14 protein-coding genes are annotated in these 15521 nt (G+C 66.8%); 6 read left to right on the forward strand and 8 right to left on the reverse strand.

The window, feature by feature from the left end:
* On the reverse strand, positions 1-1116 hold a 1116-nt coding region (locus tag AC1DTF_RS30020; RefSeq protein ID WP_477476684.1), incomplete at its 3' end, for an ABC transporter ATP-binding protein.
* 291 nt (positions 1117-1407) lie between these two features.
* Here AC1DTF_RS30020 and AC1DTF_RS30025 point away from each other — a divergent pair.
* The gene (locus AC1DTF_RS30025; protein ID WP_057165325.1) at positions 1408-2826 is read left to right on the forward strand and encodes a purine-cytosine permease family protein; all 1419 of its coding nucleotides are present in this window, start codon (positions 1408-1410) and stop codon (positions 2824-2826) included.
* Here AC1DTF_RS30025 and AC1DTF_RS30030 read toward each other — a convergent pair.
* The 3 genes from AC1DTF_RS30030 to AC1DTF_RS30040 are packed head-to-tail and all read right to left on the reverse strand — an operon-like array spanning position 2798 to position 6069.
* Entirely contained in the window at positions 2798-3922 is a 1125-nt protein-coding gene (locus AC1DTF_RS30030; RefSeq protein ID WP_477476695.1) for an epoxide hydrolase family protein, read from the reverse strand. The two genes, AC1DTF_RS30025 and AC1DTF_RS30030, sit on opposite strands and share 29 nt — an antisense overlap.
* Positions 3923-3959: 37 nt before the next feature.
* Positions 3960-5444, reverse strand: coding sequence for an adenylate/guanylate cyclase domain-containing protein (locus tag AC1DTF_RS30035; protein ID WP_477476685.1), 1485 nt, complete (start codon positions 5442-5444; stop codon positions 3960-3962).
* A complete protein-coding gene (locus tag AC1DTF_RS30040; RefSeq protein WP_477476686.1) occupies positions 5431-6069 on the reverse strand; it encodes a hypothetical protein in 639 nt (212 codons plus the stop codon). Before AC1DTF_RS30040 ends, AC1DTF_RS30035 begins: the two co-directional genes overlap by 14 nt.
* Before the next feature lie 82 nt (positions 6070-6151).
* Between AC1DTF_RS30040 and AC1DTF_RS30045 the strand changes: the two genes are divergently transcribed.
* Both AC1DTF_RS30045 and AC1DTF_RS30050 read left to right on the forward strand, forming a co-directional pair.
* Entirely contained in the window at positions 6152-7603 is a 1452-nt protein-coding gene (locus AC1DTF_RS30045) for an LLM class flavin-dependent oxidoreductase (protein WP_477476687.1), read from the forward strand.
* A 19-nt stretch (positions 7604-7622) separates the two neighbouring features.
* Positions 7623-8072 (forward strand): GNAT family N-acetyltransferase, encoded by a 450-nt coding sequence (locus AC1DTF_RS30050; protein ID WP_477476688.1) that lies wholly within the window; start codon positions 7623-7625, stop codon positions 8070-8072.
* 92 nt (positions 8073-8164) lie between these two features.
* Here the strand turns inward: AC1DTF_RS30050 and AC1DTF_RS30055 are convergent, their stop codons facing one another.
* From AC1DTF_RS30055 to AC1DTF_RS30065, 3 genes are all read right to left on the reverse strand, one after another.
* On the reverse strand, positions 8165-9481 hold the full coding sequence (locus AC1DTF_RS30055; RefSeq protein WP_477476689.1) for an alkaline phosphatase: 1317 nt from the start codon (positions 9479-9481) through the stop codon (positions 8165-8167).
* A 66-nt stretch (positions 9482-9547) separates the two neighbouring features.
* Positions 9548-9973 carry a tautomerase family protein gene (locus AC1DTF_RS30060; RefSeq protein WP_477476690.1) on the reverse strand — a complete coding sequence of 142 codons (426 nt, stop codon included), beginning with the start codon at positions 9971-9973 and terminating at the stop codon, positions 9548-9550.
* 28 nt (positions 9974-10001) lie between these two features.
* Complete coding sequence (locus AC1DTF_RS30065) at positions 10002-10703, reverse strand: SDR family oxidoreductase (RefSeq protein ID WP_477476691.1); 702 nt, start codon at positions 10701-10703, stop codon at positions 10002-10004.
* Between the two features lie 94 nt (positions 10704-10797).
* Here AC1DTF_RS30065 and AC1DTF_RS30070 point away from each other — a divergent pair, with 94 nt between their 5' ends.
* The gene (locus AC1DTF_RS30070; RefSeq protein ID WP_477476696.1) at positions 10798-11265 is read left to right on the forward strand and encodes a winged helix-turn-helix transcriptional regulator; all 468 of its coding nucleotides are present in this window, start codon (positions 10798-10800) and stop codon (positions 11263-11265) included.
* A gap of 28 nt (positions 11266-11293) precedes the next feature.
* Entirely contained in the window at positions 11294-12877 is a 1584-nt protein-coding gene (locus AC1DTF_RS30075; RefSeq protein WP_477476692.1) for a hypothetical protein, read from the forward strand.
* Positions 12878-12885: 8 nt separating this feature from the next.
* On the opposite strand, the gene AC1DTF_RS30080 is transcribed toward AC1DTF_RS30075, so the two are convergent.
* Positions 12886-14625 (reverse strand): sensor histidine kinase, encoded by a 1740-nt coding sequence (locus AC1DTF_RS30080; protein WP_477476693.1) that lies wholly within the window; start codon positions 14623-14625, stop codon positions 12886-12888.
* A 54-nt stretch (positions 14626-14679) separates the two neighbouring features.
* Between AC1DTF_RS30080 and AC1DTF_RS30085 the strand changes: the two genes are divergently transcribed.
* On the forward strand, positions 14680-15521 hold an 842-nt coding region (locus tag AC1DTF_RS30085), incomplete at its 3' end, for a universal stress protein (RefSeq protein WP_477476694.1).

Raw genomic sequence — 15521 nt, forward strand, 5'->3', positions numbered from 1 at the left:
CTCTTCGAGATCTTCGGTGGTGGGGATGTCCGCGGCAGGCAGGACCAGGGAGGCCTCCGGGGACCAGCTGGCATAGACCTCGTCACCCGGGCGCAGCAGCGGCAGGCTCTGTTCGGGGCCGACATGCGCGACCACGGTCGAGTCGTCGGCCGCCGCGAGCGACAGCCGCACCACCGGACCCTGGAAGGTGAGGTCCCGCACGGTCGTGCGGACCACCGCGAGATCACCGGTGGGCTGCTCGGTGGAGACCTGGACGCGTTCGGGCCGGATCATCAGCGTGGCCTGCCCACCGGATTCGATGGCGGTGTCGCCGGGCCGCGATTTCAGGGTGGTGCCGAGCACCTCGATCTCGACGAAGTCGCGGTTGGCCCGGCCGGTCTGCTTACCGGCCCACAAGTTGGCCTGCCCGATGAACCCCGCGACGAAGACCGAGGCGGGACGATCATAGATATCGGCCGGGCTACCGATCTGCTCCACGTTGCCGGCGTTCATGACCGCGATGCGGTCACTCATCGTCAGCGCCTCCTCCTGGTCGTGGGTGACGTAGATGAAGGTGATGCCGATCTCGCGCTGGATGCGTTTCAGCTCGAACTGCATCGCGTGCCGCAATTTGAGGTCCAGCGCGCCGAGCGGTTCGTCGAGCAGCAGTGCGCTGGGGTAATTGACGAGGGCGCGGGCCAGGGCGACGCGCTGCTGCTGACCGCCGGACAGCTGGGCGGGTTTGCGTTTGGCGAAGTCGGTCAGCCGGACGATCTCGATGATCTCGTCGACGCGCCGTTTGACCTCCCCTTTGCCTTTCGTCTTGTCGATCTTCATGCTGCGCGGGCCGTAGGCGATGTTGTCCCACACCGTCATGTGCGGGAACAGTGCGTAGTGCTGGAAGACGGTGTTGACGTTGCGCTTGTGCGGCGGCACCCGCGACACGTCGACGCCCTGCAGGCGGATCGCACCGGCGGTCGGCGTCTCGAACCCGGCAATCATCCGCAGGGTGGTTGTCTTACCGCAGCCCGATGGCCCCAGCATGGAGAAGAACTCTCCCGCGGCGATCGTGAAATCGGCATCGGCCACGGCGACGTAGTCGTCGAAGCGTTTGACCACATGGTCGATCTCGATCACGGGCTCGCCCTTGCGCAGGGTCGTCCCGTCCTCGCCGACGATCTGGTCAGTGGCGGTGGCGTGTGTACCGGTCAGGGCGGAGCCTCCTCGAGCATTGCGGTGGTCGTGATCAACAATTGCCGATCACCACCACCTTCGCAAGCGATTCCGCAACGAATTTACATTCCGACAATGGAATCCATAGCTTGTTCGGGRCATCTGAGACAGAATCCGCTGCGCCGATGTGTTGACAGGCACGGCCATCGGAGGTGGGGGCCCGGACGGACCGGGGTGGCGTGATCGAATACTCGCATGACCGGCGGCGCAGCAAGTGGCTCTCAAGCATCGAATCGAACGATTGATTCGCCGTCGTTCAGCGGCAGATCCCCGGCCGGGGCCGGTGATCTCTCGGTCGAGACCCATGGCATAGCGCCCGTCGCGGCGGACCGCCGCTACGGCACGCCCGCACGACTGTTCACCGTGTGGTTCGCACCCCAGGTCAACATGACCGGCGTCTTCACCGGCACCCTGGCCATCCTGCTGGGCCTCGGCTTCTGGCTGGGACTGCTGGCCATGGTCATCGGCACCGTGCTGGGCGGACTGGTGGTGGCCTATCTGTCCACCTGGGGACCGCGCACCGGCACCGCGCAGCTGCCGTCGGCGCGCCTGGCCTTCGGCCCGGGTGTGGCCCTACCGGCCGCACTGCAGTGGCTGTCCTCCATCGCGTGGGACGCGCTGGTCGGCCTGTTCGGCGGACAGGCACTGGCCCTGCTGCTCGGCATCCCGTTCTGGGTGGCCGTGCTGATCGTGCTCGCCGTGCAGGGCGCCGTCGGGTTCGTCGGCTACGAACTCATCCACCGGCTGCAGGCCGTCCTGACGGTGGTGCTGTTCGCCACCTTCGTGGTGTTCGCGGTCAAACTCGTCGAAGGCCACGATGTCGTGACCCCGGCAGCGCTGACCGGTGCCGATCTCATCGGCGCGTTCGTGCTCGAGGTGACGATCGCGCTCAGCCTGACGATCTCCTGGGCCAGCTACGCCGCGGACTTCAGCCGCTACCTGCCGGTCGACTCACCGAAGGCGAAGGTGTTCGGCTACACGTTCGGCGGAATGGTACTGGCGTACATCTTCGTCCAGGGCATCGGGATCGCCGCGGCCGATGTCATCGGCGCCCACACCGCCGAGGGGGTGCGCGATGTGATGGGCGGCGGCGCGTTGGGCGCGATCGCGCTGCTGATCATCGCCCTGGCCTCGGTGGGCTCCGGTGTCATGAACGACTACAGCGGTTCACTGGCACTGCAGACTCTCGGCGTACGGGTACGCCGACCGGTGTCCGCGGTCGTGGTGACCGTCCTTGCCTTCTTCCTCATCCTGTGGCTCGAGGGCGCCGACACCTCGACGAAATTCCTCGACGTCCTGCTGCTCATCGGGTACTGGATTCCGGCCTTCGTGGCCATCATCGGTATCGACTGGGCGCTGCGTACCCGCGGCGCAGGCCCTGCTGTCGATGTGGCCTCGGCGTTCACCGAACGCCGGCACGCCATCGCCGCGCTCGCGGTCTTCGTGGTCTCCTATGCCGCGGCGATGCCGTTCATGAACACCACGCTGATCAAGGGGCCGGTGGCGGTTGCCTGGCACGGCGCGGATATCGCGTACTTCGTCAATTTCGTTGTGGCCGCGCTGCTTTACGGCGGTTACCGGTGGCTCACCGCACCGTCGCGAAAAATGCCCTGACATCTTCGACGAGCAGCTCCGGTTGTTCGAAGGCGGCGAAATGCCCGCCGCGCGGCATCGTGGTCCATCGGGTGATGTTGTAGTGCGGCTCGCACCAGGGACGCGGCGAGCGCAGGATCTCCTTGGGGAATTCGGCGACACCGGTGGGCAGCAGCACCGGTTCGCGCTTGCCGAAAGCGCTGAAACTCTCCCAGTACAGCCGTGCCGAGGACGCGCCGGTGCCGGTCAGCCAGTACAGCATCACGTTGTCGAGGAGTTCGTCGCGACTGAACACGTTCTCCGGGTGCCCGTCGCAGTCACTCCAGGACCAGAATTTCTCCACGATCCAGGCCATCTGGGCCACCGGCGAATCGACCAGACCGTAACCCAGTGTCTGCGGCCGGGTGGACTGCTGCTTGGAGTAGCCCGCTTCCCATGTGCGGTAGTGCTTCATCGCCGCGAAAGCCCGCTGATCGTCCTCGGTCGGGCTCTGCAGGCTCTCGGCAGCGGGTTGCCCGATCGGCATGTTGGTGTGAATCGCGCAGCAGCCGCGACCATTTCGCCCGATCTGTGTGGTCACGGCCGCACCCCAGTCCCCGCCCTGGGCTCCGTATCGCCGATAACCCAGTCGGCCCATCAGGGTGTCCCAGGCCGACGCGATGCGCTCGACACCCCATCCGGTGGTGGCGGGCTTACCGGAGAAGCCGTAGCCGGGCAGTGACGGGCACACGACATGGAACGCATCCTCGGCGCGCCCGCCGTGCACGGTGGGGTCGGTCAATGGCGCGATGATCTTCTGGAACTCGACGATCGATCCCGGCCAGCCGTGGGTGATGACCAACGGGAACGCATCCTCGTGCGGGGAACGCTGGTGGATGAAATGGATGTCCAGATCGTCGATGGCGGTGATGAACTGCGGGAAGCGATTCAGTTCGGACTCCCGCGCCCGCCAGTCGTATCCGTCGGCCCAGTAGCCGGCGAGCTCCTGGGCGTAGGCCAGCGGCATGCCCTGGCTCCAGTCGTCGACGCATTCAGCCTCGGGCCAGCGGGTGTGCGCGAGCCGGCGCTTCAGGTCGTCCAGCTGATCGTCGGTCACCGCGATGCGGAAGGGCACAATCTCGCTCATTGGTTGACGATTCGCTCGCAAGCTTCGCTCATGGCGACCATCGTGGCACGTGCACGTGCGTCGGTTCGGAACGCCCGCGCAATGTCACCTCTCCGTGGCTGTCCCAATGCCCGACTTCGTCACCGGCCCGCTGCACGGCGGCACCGGAACAGGCGATCCGCCCCGCCAGTGTCTTGGCGAAATCGGCCAGCCGCGCAGCTTCATTGACCGGATCTCCGATGACGGTGTACTCATAGCGGTTCTCCGCGCCGATATTGCCCGCGAACGCAGGTCCGGCCGACACCCCGATGCCGTAATCCAGTTCCTGACGCCCGAGGGCGGCCCCCAGCGTCCGGGCCGCAGCCAGCGCAGACGCGGCCGCCGTCTCCGAGGCGATCGGTGCGCCGAACACGGCCAGCGCGGCGTCGCCCTGGAACTTGTTGATCAGCCCGTGGTGTGCGTCGACAGCCGCCACCACGATCCGGAAGAAGTCGTTGAAGACATCGGCCACCTCGGCCGGTGTGCGGGTCATCGCCAATGCGGTGGAGCCGGTCACGTCGACGAACAGCACGGCCACCTCGCGCACCTCGCCGGACAGCACGTCCTCGGCGACGGCTCCCGTGCGGATCGCCAGGCTGGCCACGTCCGGGCCGACGTGGCGGCCGAACAGGTCGCGCAGCCGGTCGCGTTCCTGCAGTCCCGCCACCATCCGGTTGAATCCGTTCTGCAGCCGGCCGATCTCGGACTGCTCGTACACATCGACCTGCTTGCCGATGCGGCCCTGTTCGACGTCGGCCATGGCGTCGATGATCTCCCGCAGGGGATCAGAGATGGAGATCGAGACCAGCATCAGGGTGCGCAACCCGAGAAACACCGAGACCAACGAGAGCAGCACCACCGGAACGTCCACCGAGGCCGATTCCGGGATCAGCCACCCGTTGGCCCGGCACACGATCATGACGACGATCGTGATGCTGGGCAACGCGGTGGTGAGTGTCCACATCAGGATGAGCCGGGCCTGCACTCCCGGTGCGGTGACGCGGCCCTCGAAATCCCTTGACGCCGCGGCCACCACGGGCCGAGTCACCCGCTGGGTGAACAGCAGGCTGCTGCTGGCGGTGGCGATGCCGGCGAACAGCACCGACGCCACGATCAGCAGGACCGGCACCCATCCGGTGACATCGCCGATGACGATGAAGATCGCGCCACTGAGCAGCCAGATCGACACCAGCAGCACCGACTGTCCCCGGACCATGTTGATCGCCGCGCGACGCTGCCGCACGTCCGGTTCGGCCCCGGCGTCGAACCAGCGCAGCGACGGCGCGATGATGCGGTAGCCACCGACCGCCGCGAGCACGGTGCCCACCAGCACCACGATCAGCAACGCCACGGGGTCGGCCTCGGGGACCAACGACTGTGCACCGCTGGGACTCTGGCGGCCGAGGGAGATCAGGACGGTGACGACCTCGGCGGCGGTCAGCAAATGCGCGAAGACCAGACCGGCGGTGAAGCGGACCGCTCTATTGAGGGACATCGGTGTACACCGCGGTGAATCCCTCGGCCGCGAAGGTGAACCCCTTGCCGCTCGATTCGCTACCGCAGGACACCCCGGTGGCTTCCTGGACGTTGCACCGGAATCCGGCGACCTGCAGCACCTTGCCGAACGGCAGCGTGACGATCGGCGCCCCGGTTCCGGTTCCCGTGTCAGTGTCGGTCACTGTCTCGACGAACCGGACATCGGAGCCGCGATCGATGGTGATGGTGTTCGGCGCGGTCGGTTCGCCGTCGGCGCCGGGTACCGCTGTCGGCGCGCCGGTGATGCCCAGCGTCGACGAGGTGGCCGGTCGGCAGGCCGCCGAGGCGTGCGGGACGATCTCGCATTGCCAGCGACCACTGGGGGTGACGAAGCGATACACCTTGGCCTCGCCGGAGACGACGTAGAACTCCGAGGCGTCGGCCAGCGTCCGATTCGAGGTGTGTTCCGGCAGTCCCGGTGCTGGTGCGGGAGTTTCGACCGGGGTCCACGGTTCGCCGGTGTTGACGATGGTGGGGGAGCCACAGCCGGCAAGTGCGGCCGTCACGAAAGCCGCACCCAGCGCCATCCGCGCGGCGGCATGGACCCGACCAGGGTTCTCGTCGTCGTCGCCGGTGTGGGTCACCGCCTCAGGGTAAGGCCCCGGCAATCGGATCCGGCTGAATGCAACCGGTGACGTGTCCCGGTGGGCAGCGAAAGCTGGCGGGGTGACCCGAGTGATTCGCTTCAACGCCTTCGACATGAACTGCGTCGCCCATCAGTCCCCGGGACTGTGGAAGCACCCCGACGATCAGTCGTGGCGGTACAAGGACCTCGAATACTGGACCGAGCTGGCCAAGCTGCTCGAGCGCGGCCGGTTCGACGGCCTGTTCATCGCCGACGTGCTCGGCACGTACGACGTCTACGGCGCCAGCGACGAGGCCGCGATCCGGCAGGCGGCCCAGATCCCGGTCAACGATCCGCTGCTGCTGGTCTCGGCCATGGCCCTGGTCACCGAGAACCTCGGATTCGGCATCACCACCGGCACCGGGTTCGAGCATCCCTACCCCTTCGCCCGGCGCATCTCCACCCTCGACCATCTGACCAAGGGCCGTGTCGGCTGGAACGTCGTGACCGGGTATCTGCCCGCCGCGGCGCGCAACATGGGCCAGACCGATCAGCCCGCCCACGACGCCCGCTACGACCACGCCGACGAGTACCTCGAGGTGCTCTACAAACTGTGGGAAGGCTCCTGGGAGGACGATGCCGTCATCCGCGACAAGGAGCGCGGGGTCTTCACCGATCCGGACAAGGTCCACCACATCGGCCACCAGGGCACCCATTTCAGCGTTCCCGGCGTGCACCTGTCCGAGCCGTCGCCGCAACGCACCCCGGTCATCTTCCAGGCCGGGTCGTCACCGCGCGGGGTCCGCTTCGCCGCCGAGAATGCCGAAGCCATCTTCACGGCGGCACCGACGAAGGCGATTCTGCGCGAGACCGTGACCACGATCCGCCGCGAGCTCGAGATCGCAGGCCGCGACCCGTACGCGGTGAAGATCTTCAACCTGTCGACGGTGGTCACCGCCGCCACCGAGGAGCAGGCGCACGCCAAGCACGCCGAGTACCTGTCCTTCGGTGACCCGGAGGGCGCCTTGACGTTCATGTCCGGCTGGATGGGTGTGGACCTGGCCCGGTACGGGTTCGACGAGCCGGTGGGCAATGTCGACTCCAACGCCATCCTGTCGGCGGTGGCGGCGTTCCAGTCCGCGGATCCCGACGGCGGGGAGTGGCAGATCAAGGACATCGCGGAGTGGGGCAAGATCGGCGGGCTCGGACCCCGCTTCGTCGGATCCGGCGCGCAGGTGGCAGATTCGTTGCAGGAGTGGGTCGAGGAGACCGACGTCGACGGGTTCAACTTCGCCTACGCGGTGACCCCAGGATCGTTCTCCGACATCGTCGACCACGTGATTCCCGAACTCACCGCGCGCGGTGCCTATCAGGATGTCTACGCGCCGGGCACGCTGCGCAACAAGCTGCTCGGCAAGGGTGATCGACTGCCCGACGAGCATCGCGGCGCCAGCTACCGGGTGGGCGGGGTGAACTCGACGATCATCGACCGGCCGTCCACGCTGCCGTCGTCCTCGGCATCGCTGGCCTCGCAACCGACTCGGGGACGCTAGCCCCGGTTAGGCTCGGCGGGTGAAGATTCGCCGGGCCACCGATGCCGACCGGCCCGCCGTGCAGCGGCTCGTCGACGTGGCGTTCACGCCGTATATCGAGCGGATCGGGCGACCGCCGGGCCCGATGACGGCCGATTACGGCCGCGCACTGGCAGATTCGCGGGTCTGGGTCATCGACGGAGACGGCGGCCTGGACGCCGTGTTGGTACTCGAAGAGCACACCGACCACCTGCTGGTCGATGTCATCGCCGTCGACCCCGCGGCGCAGGGCCGCGGGGTCGGTACGGTGCTCCTCGATCGGGCCGAGGCCGACGCCCGCGAGCTCGGTCTGACCGAGCTGCGCCTCTACACCAACGAAGCCATGACGGAGAATCTGCTCTACTACCCGCGTCGCGGGTTCGAGGAGACCGGCCGTCGCACCGAGGACGGCTTCCGGCGGGTGTACTACCGCAAGGCTGTGGTGATCTAGGGCTGCGCCCGCGAGATTGCGGTTATCGCGCCTGCTACTCGAAAAACCTTACAAAAACGGCAATCTCGCGGCCTGAGGGTCAAGCGCCGTGGTCAATTGCCGAACAACTCCGTCACGACGTCGTAGACGTGCGTGTTGTGGTGCACGCCGGTGAACCGCTCCGCGAGCGGGCCTGCGGCGGTCACCGGCACCATCGTCCCGGTGTGCTCCGCAGTCGTCCAGTCCACCTTGAACTGACGGTCGGTGCCCTTGATGGTGAACGGACCGCTGCGCTTGGGCACGCCGCCGCCCGGTAACGGCATGTTCTCCGGCGTTTCGGACCAATAGGGCACCGGGTCGTCGGCGATCTGGTCACTGTTGGGTTCTGGCTCACCGTCATTGAGCACGTTCTCGATGGCCATGCCGCCGGTCTCGTGGTCGGCGGTGACGATCAGCAGAACACCGGGATGCTCCTTCTGGTACTCGGTGATCACCTCGACCATCGCGTTCATGGATTCGCCGGCCAGCATCATGTTCTGGGCGTCGTGCTCGTGGCCGTCGGAATCCAGGTCGTCACTCTCGATGACGAGGAAGAAGCCCTTGTCGTTCTGCCCCAGGATGTCCAGCGCCTTGGCGACCAGCTTCTCCGGCGCCACGTAGTACGGGTCGTCCCGGTAGTCATAGCCTTCGATCTCGGTGGCGCGCCGCTTGGCGCTGTCCTGTACCAGGGCCAGCGCCTTGGGCCCGGCCAGTGCGTCGAAGGTGTCACGGTCGTAGGCGTAGCCGTAGCCGAGTTCCTCGGCGCGCTGCACCAGATTCGACGCGCCTTCGCTGGCGTCGTCTTCACCCGCATCGGGAATCCTGCCGGCGTCTCCCGTCGGATACCAGTATTTTTCGCCCCCACCGAACAGCACGTCGACACCGCGGTCGAGATAGCCCTCGGCGATCTCGACCTTGAGGTCCCGGTCGGGAACCGGTGCGCCGAACGCCGCGAGGGTGGCGTTGGTGACGTCGTGGTCGTCGACCAGACCCGTCGACATACCGCGTTCCCTGGCCAGGTCGAGCAGGGTCGGCACCGATTCCCCGTCCGGACCCAGACCCGTGGTGCCGTTGGGAACCTTCTTACCGATTGCCCACGCGGTGGCACCTGCGGCCGAATCGGTGACCGCGTACTCGGGATCGCCCGGGACCGTGTCCAGCATGCCCGCGAAAGGCAGCGCGTCCATCGGCTGACGCTCGTCGAGCCCGTAGGAATGGTATTGGATCGCGGTGCGCTGCTGTGAACCCATCCCGTCGCCGCTGAGGATGATGACGCTGGGATTCTCGGGCAGCGCATCGGATTCGGAGGCGGAGTCACTGCAGGCGCTCAGGGTGAGGACGCCGACGGCGACCAGCGAGAGCAGTGGGACGACGCGATGGGTGGCGGGCATGCGAGGACCCTGGCAGCGAAGCAATGCCGCCACCACACCGCAGAATGAACGCTGGGCGAACAGTTCTCAGTACACGGATGCGGCGTTGGACCGGACCCATTCGCGTTCGGCCTCCGAACCCGCCGGTGGCGGGATGAGCCCGTTGATCATCCACAGTTCCTCGCTGGTCTCATCGACGTGGAACTCCCAGTGCAATCCCGCGTGCCGGCCGAGGTAGGGCTCCAGGATCGACTTGATCCAGCGACTGGTGCGCTGCCTGCCCGCGGAATCCACGCTGCTGCGGGCGATGTGTTCGATGACGACGCGCACCCCGACCGGCGTGGGCTCGCCGCCGACGTACAGGTTCGAGGGTGTCGTCTCGCTGAAGACGACGACCACGTAGAAGCGCGGCAGCCCGATCTTCTCGTAGTGATCGGTGATGCGCGACGCGAGTTCGCGCTTCTCGTTCTCGGTGAAGATGCCCGGGGTGTGGTGAATGGTCCAGAGCGGCATGAGTTTCGRCTCTCCTGAGGTATCCCGGTCAGTGCGCCAGGTCGAAGACGAGGTCCTCGACGGGCCCGGACAGTTTGGCCTTGACCGCGGCGGTCACCTCGTCGACCAGGACCTCGTGGGCGCCGGCCTCCAGGGCGTCGATCACGGTGGCGGCGACGTCGGCCGGAGCGGTCTTGGGCAGGCCGACCTCGGACACCATCTCGGTGTCGATGAACCCGACATGTACGCCGAGCACCTGGGTGCCCTGTGCGCTCAACTCGGCGCGCAGCGAGTTGGTCAGCGACCAGATGGCGGCCTTGGAGGCACCGTAGGCGCCGCTGCCACCCAGCCAGGACAGCACCGAATGCACGTTCACCAGAGCACCGCCGCCGTTGGCAGCCAATATCGGCGCCAGCGCCCGGGTGACCCGCAGCGGACCGAGGGTGTTGATGTCGAACGTCGTGGTGATGTCGTCGAAATCTCMGGTCAGCAGTGCGCCCGGCAGCAGGATCCCGGCGTTGTTGATGACGATGTCGACATCGGAGGCGATCGCCGCCAGCTCGCCGACCGACTGCGCGTTTTGCACCTCGAGGGGGAGGTTGACCACTCCGGTGCGACCATCCGAATACTGTTCGCGGGCAGTCGAATACACCTTCGCCGCACCGCGGGAGAGTACCTCGTCGACCAGCGCCGAGCCGAGACCGCGACGGCCCCCGGTCACCAATACCGTTTTTCCATTTACTGCCACCATGGCCGTTCCTCCCGGCTGAATAACGTTTACGTTAGTGAGATACAAGCACGACTAGCTGACTAACGCAAGCATTAGTTACACTGGAGTGATGGCGATGACATTCGAGCGGCGGCTCCAGGACCGTGAGTCCTGGACCGTCGGTGAACGCTGTTCGGCGGCCAAGGTGCTGGATTTGCTCAGCACCAAGACGGCGTTTCTCGCTGTCCGTGAATGCTTTTATGGCACAAGGCGTTTCGAAGACTTTGTGGATCGGATAGGCAGCTCCGCACCCGCCGTGTCACGCGCACTGAAGCAGCTGGAGGCCGCCGGCGTGGTCCAGCGGGCGCCCTACCGCGAACCCGGCAGCCGGGTGCGCGACGAATATCACCTCACCCCGGCGGGGGAGGACCTGCTGCCGGTCTTCCTGTCGCTGATGCAGTGGGGTGACGCGCACCTGCAGGACGGCAAGCCGCCGCTGTCCTTTCTCGATCAGCGGGGACGGCCGGTCCGGGTACGGGTCACGGCCGACACCGAAAGCCCCGCGGTGCACTCGGGTGACCTCGAGATCCGCTACAACAGGTGACGAGGTGGGGCGCGGTTAAACTGCGCACGTGACGCAGGTGACCGATAGGGACGATCCTGCGCTGAAGCCGTTCTCGGTGTTCGCACTGCTCTACACCATTGCCATCGTCATGGAACTCGGCGAGCAGTGGATCGATCCGTGGTTCACCGGCGGCTTCATCCTGGTCGCCGGCGCCGCCATCGCCACCGGGATCACCCGGCTCAAATTCCTGGTGTTACTGGTGGCCTCGACGACCTACTTTCTGCTCTTCCGATTCCCGGATGTCGCCAACCACGTCAACCTGGTGCTGTGCCTGAACCTGGCGATGATCCTGGTGCTCGCGCACTCACTGATTCGGCGCCGGCAGGCACCCGATCACGACTACACCGCGATGCTCCCCGTGCTGCGGGTCGGTTTGATCCTGGTCTACGTCATCGCCGGCTTCGACAAGCTCAACTCCGATTTCTTCGACCCCGCTGCCTCGTGCGCGGCGGGGATGCTGCAATCGATCATCGACGCCATGCAGACCCGCTTCCTGGGAATGCCGCTGGTGCTTCCGGTCGCGGTCGTGCTGGCGTATCTCGGATTTCGGTTGCTGCGACGAGGGAGATTCGGCACCGCGGGCAACCGGGTGTTCACCGCGGTGGTGGTCGGTCTCGCCGCCGCGGGTCTCGCGGCCGTACTGCTGGTGCTCTTCGCGCCGCGGCACGGCGCATTGGCGCCCGCGATCGGTGTCATCGCGGCGGTATCGGTGATCGGGTGGGAGCTCGGTGGCGGTCTGCTGCTGTCCGTCCCGCGGTTGCAGGCGGCCATCCTGGCGTTCTCGCTGACCATGCACGCCGCCCTCGCGTTGATCGGGTTCGTCGACTTCGGAGCGCTGGCCGTCGCCCTGCTGTTCACCTTCGTGCCCGCGAGCCACCTACAGCTGCTGACCGTCGCCCGGGGGACGGCTGCGCCACGGGTACGGGCCTACACCGGGATCTGCTTCGGGATCGCGCTGGTGTGTGGGTGGAGCGCTCATGTCCACCGGATACCGGAGCTGACGCTGCTCACCGGACTGGCCTTCGACGCCGCCGTCGGCATCGCGATCTGGCCGCTGCTGGCGGCGGTGTTCTCGACAGATCGCGGCCCCCGCTGGGAGGGCGTGCGTGTCCTGGACAGGCGGATGCCTGCGCTGCTCTACGCTTTCCCGATCCTGCTGGTCTTCATCGGCCTGACGCCGTATCTGGGGCTGCGCACCGCGGGCAATTTCTCGATGTTCAGCAATCTGCGCACCGAGGGGGAGTCGTCCAACCACTTTCTGCTGGGCAGCAATCCGATCAAAGTATGGGGCTACCAGGAGGACGTGGTCTGGATCCTCGATATCGATGATCGCTACGGCGACGTCATCTATCACTTCGACGGTTCCCCTCGTGGTTACGCACTGCCGGTCGTGGAGTTCCGCAAGTGGATCCACGCGTGGGGGCAGGCCGGTTACAGGGTGCCGATGACGTACGCCTATGACGGGTACCGCTACACCACCGAGGACATCGTCACCGATCCGGCCTGGCGCACCGACGATCTCAGCCCAGCGATGTATCTGATGGACTTCCGCTACGTCCAACCGGGGCAACCCAACTACTGCCGGTGGTGACCGCCCTTTCAGGGCAACGGCACCGACCAGTGCAGCACGGTCCCACCGGAATCGGCGGTCCTGAGCTCGAACACCCCGCCGCCCTGGGTAGCCCGCCCGCGCAGGTTGGTGAGCCCACTCTCGGTGATGTTCGCGCCGATGCCGCAGCCGTTGTCGGTGACGGTGATGCCGAGATCGTCGTCGACGGTGACCACCACCGCGAGCTCGGTGGCACCGGAATGGCGTACCGCGTTGCTCACGGCTTCACGGACCACTGCCTCGGCGTGATCGGCCAGCGCGGCCTCGACCACCGACAACGGACCGATGAACTGGATGGTGGTGCGCAGGCCGGACGCCGAGAACTGATCGACGGCCTCCTGTAAGCGCTGCCGCAGACGCACCGCACCCGGTGCGCCGCCGTGCAGGTCGAAGATCGTGGTGCGGATCTCCTGGATCACCTCCTGCAGGTCGTCGACCGATGCCGACAGACGCTGCGCCACTTCGGCGGAACCCGCCCGCGCGACGGTGCCCTGCAGCGACAGCCCGACCGCGAACAGTCGCTGGATGACGTGGTCATGCAGGTCGCGGGCGATCCGGTCGCGGTCGGTGAGGACGTCGAGTTCGCGCATCTTCCGCTGGGTGATGGCCAACTGCCAGGCCAGCACGGCCTGATCGGCGAACGACGCCGTCATCTGCAGGTGTTCGACGGTGAACGGTCGAGCAGCGGCCCGGCGCAGGATGACGAGCACACCGGCCACCGAATCCGTGGCGCGCAACGGCACCACGAGCGCCGGCCCGGGTTCTCCGAAGCCGCTCGAGACATCGAAGACCTCGCAGCGACGAGGCCGCCCGTCCCCTAGGGCCGCGCCGAGAACGGTCCCCGCGACCGCGATGGGCGCCATCGCGTCGGCGGCGACGGGGGAGTCGCCCGCGATCTCGGTGACGACCACGTGACCGTCGGTCGTGGCATCGGTGTCGTCGGCAGGGACCGCGACGAAGGCGATCTGCGCACCGGTGAGGGTGAGCGCCTTGTGGGCGATCAGCTGGTACACCCGGCCCGGATCGGTGCCCGCCAGCAGTTCGGTGGCGATATCCCGGGTGGCTTCGATCCACGACTGACGGGCCCGCGACTGCTCGTAGAGACGCGCATTGTCTATCGCGATACCGGCTGCCGCCGCCAGCGCCTGGGCCAGCACCTCGTCGTCCTCGCTGAACGGCTGCCCGGTGTTCTTCTCCGTCAGATACAGGTTGCCGTAGACCTCGTCACGAATGCGGACCGGAACTCCGAGAAAGGTCCGCATCGGCGGATGGTTGGGCGGAAACCCCACCGAAGCCGGGTGGTCGGTGATGTTGTCCAGCCGGATGGGTCTCGGTTCGTCGATCAGCAGTCCGAGCACACCGCGTCCCTGCGGCAACGGACCGATCTCCGCCCGGGTGTCCGCGTCGATGCCCTCGTAGACGAACTCGACGAGTTCATGGCCGTCTTCTTCGCGTCCGCGCACGCCGAGCGCACCGTATCGGGCGTCCATCAGTTCGATCGCGGTGTGCACGATGGTGCGCAGGGTGATCTCCAGGTCGAGGCCGGACGTCACCGCCAGCATCGCCTCGACGAGCCCTTCGACGCGGTTACCGCTCTCGACGATCTCCTCGACGCGGTCCTGGACCTCGCCGAGCAGCTCACGCAGTCTCAGCTGCGACAGCGTCTCGCGTACCGGCCGGACGCCACGCTCACCGTCTGCTGCATCACCGTCGGGCACGTGGCCATTCACGTGGCCATTGTCCCACCGGCCGATGCCGGGGTGCGCATGCGGCAGGATGGGCAGATGACCGATAGTGCGCAGCCCATCGTGGTCGGAGTCGACGGTTCCACGAGCGCGGTGGGTGCGGCGACGTGGGCAGGCGGGGTGGCCGCGCGGCTGGGTGCACCCCTGCACATCGTGTACGCCACGCCCTATCTCGGACACAATTTCACCGATGCGGCGGCGGCCGTCCGGGCGGCGGCGATCACCGGGCAGCATGAGGCCGCGGCCTCCATCCTGGACGCGGCAGCCGAAGCGGTACGGCGCACCCAACCCGATCTGAGCATCACCACCAGCGCGCCGTCCGAGACCGCCGACCAAGCGCTGGAAACCCTGAGTGCTCAGGCACGGCTGATCGTGCTGGGTTCACAGGACGTATCGGCGGCCTCGGCGTTGCTGATCGGCTCGCTGACGCTGAAGACCATCAGCCGGTCCGCATGTCCGGTCATCGCCTGGCGGGGCGACATCCTCGCCCCGACAACGCAACCGATCGTCGTCGGGGTGGACGGCACCACCAGCGATGCCGCCCTCGGGCTGGCGTTCGAACTCGCCGCCGCACTGCGCGTCCCGTTGTGGGCCGTGCGTTCCTCTTCGTCCCGTCGCGCCCCCGGCGATGTCACGATCCCGTTCCTGATCGACTGGGAGGCACTGGAAGCCATGGAATGGAGTGCGCTGAGCACCACGGTCGGCCCCTGGGCACAACGCCATCCGGATGTGGACGTCAGTTTCTTCGTCGAGCCCGCCAAGCCCAGCCAGGCACTGCTGCACCACCTCGACGGCGCCCAGCTCGTCATCGTCGGGACCCGCGGTCACGGTGCACTGGCCGGTGCGCTGATCGGATCCACCAGCCTCAACCTGTTACACCA

Source organism: Mycobacterium sp. P4_H6 (assembly GCF_056400845.1).

Bases quoted from the DNA above. Each gene is read 5' to 3' on its own strand.
- AC1DTF_RS30060 (WP_477476690.1), bottom strand. From the start codon at position 9,973: ATGCCGCTCTGGACCATTCACCACACCCCGGGCATCTTCACCGAGAAC.
- AC1DTF_RS30035 (WP_477476685.1), bottom strand. From the start codon at position 5,444: ATGTCCCTCAATAGAGCGGTCCGCTTCACCGCCGGTCTGGTCTTCGCG.
- AC1DTF_RS30025 (WP_057165325.1), top strand. From the start codon at position 1,408: ATGACCGGCGGCGCAGCAAGTGGCTCTCAAGCATCGAATCGAACGATT.
- AC1DTF_RS30055 (WP_477476689.1), bottom strand. From the start codon at position 9,481: ATGCCCGCCACCCATCGCGTCGTCCCACTGCTCTCGCTGGTCGCCGTC.
- AC1DTF_RS30070 (WP_477476696.1), top strand. From the start codon at position 10,798: ATGACATTCGAGCGGCGGCTCCAGGACCGTGAGTCCTGGACCGTCGGT.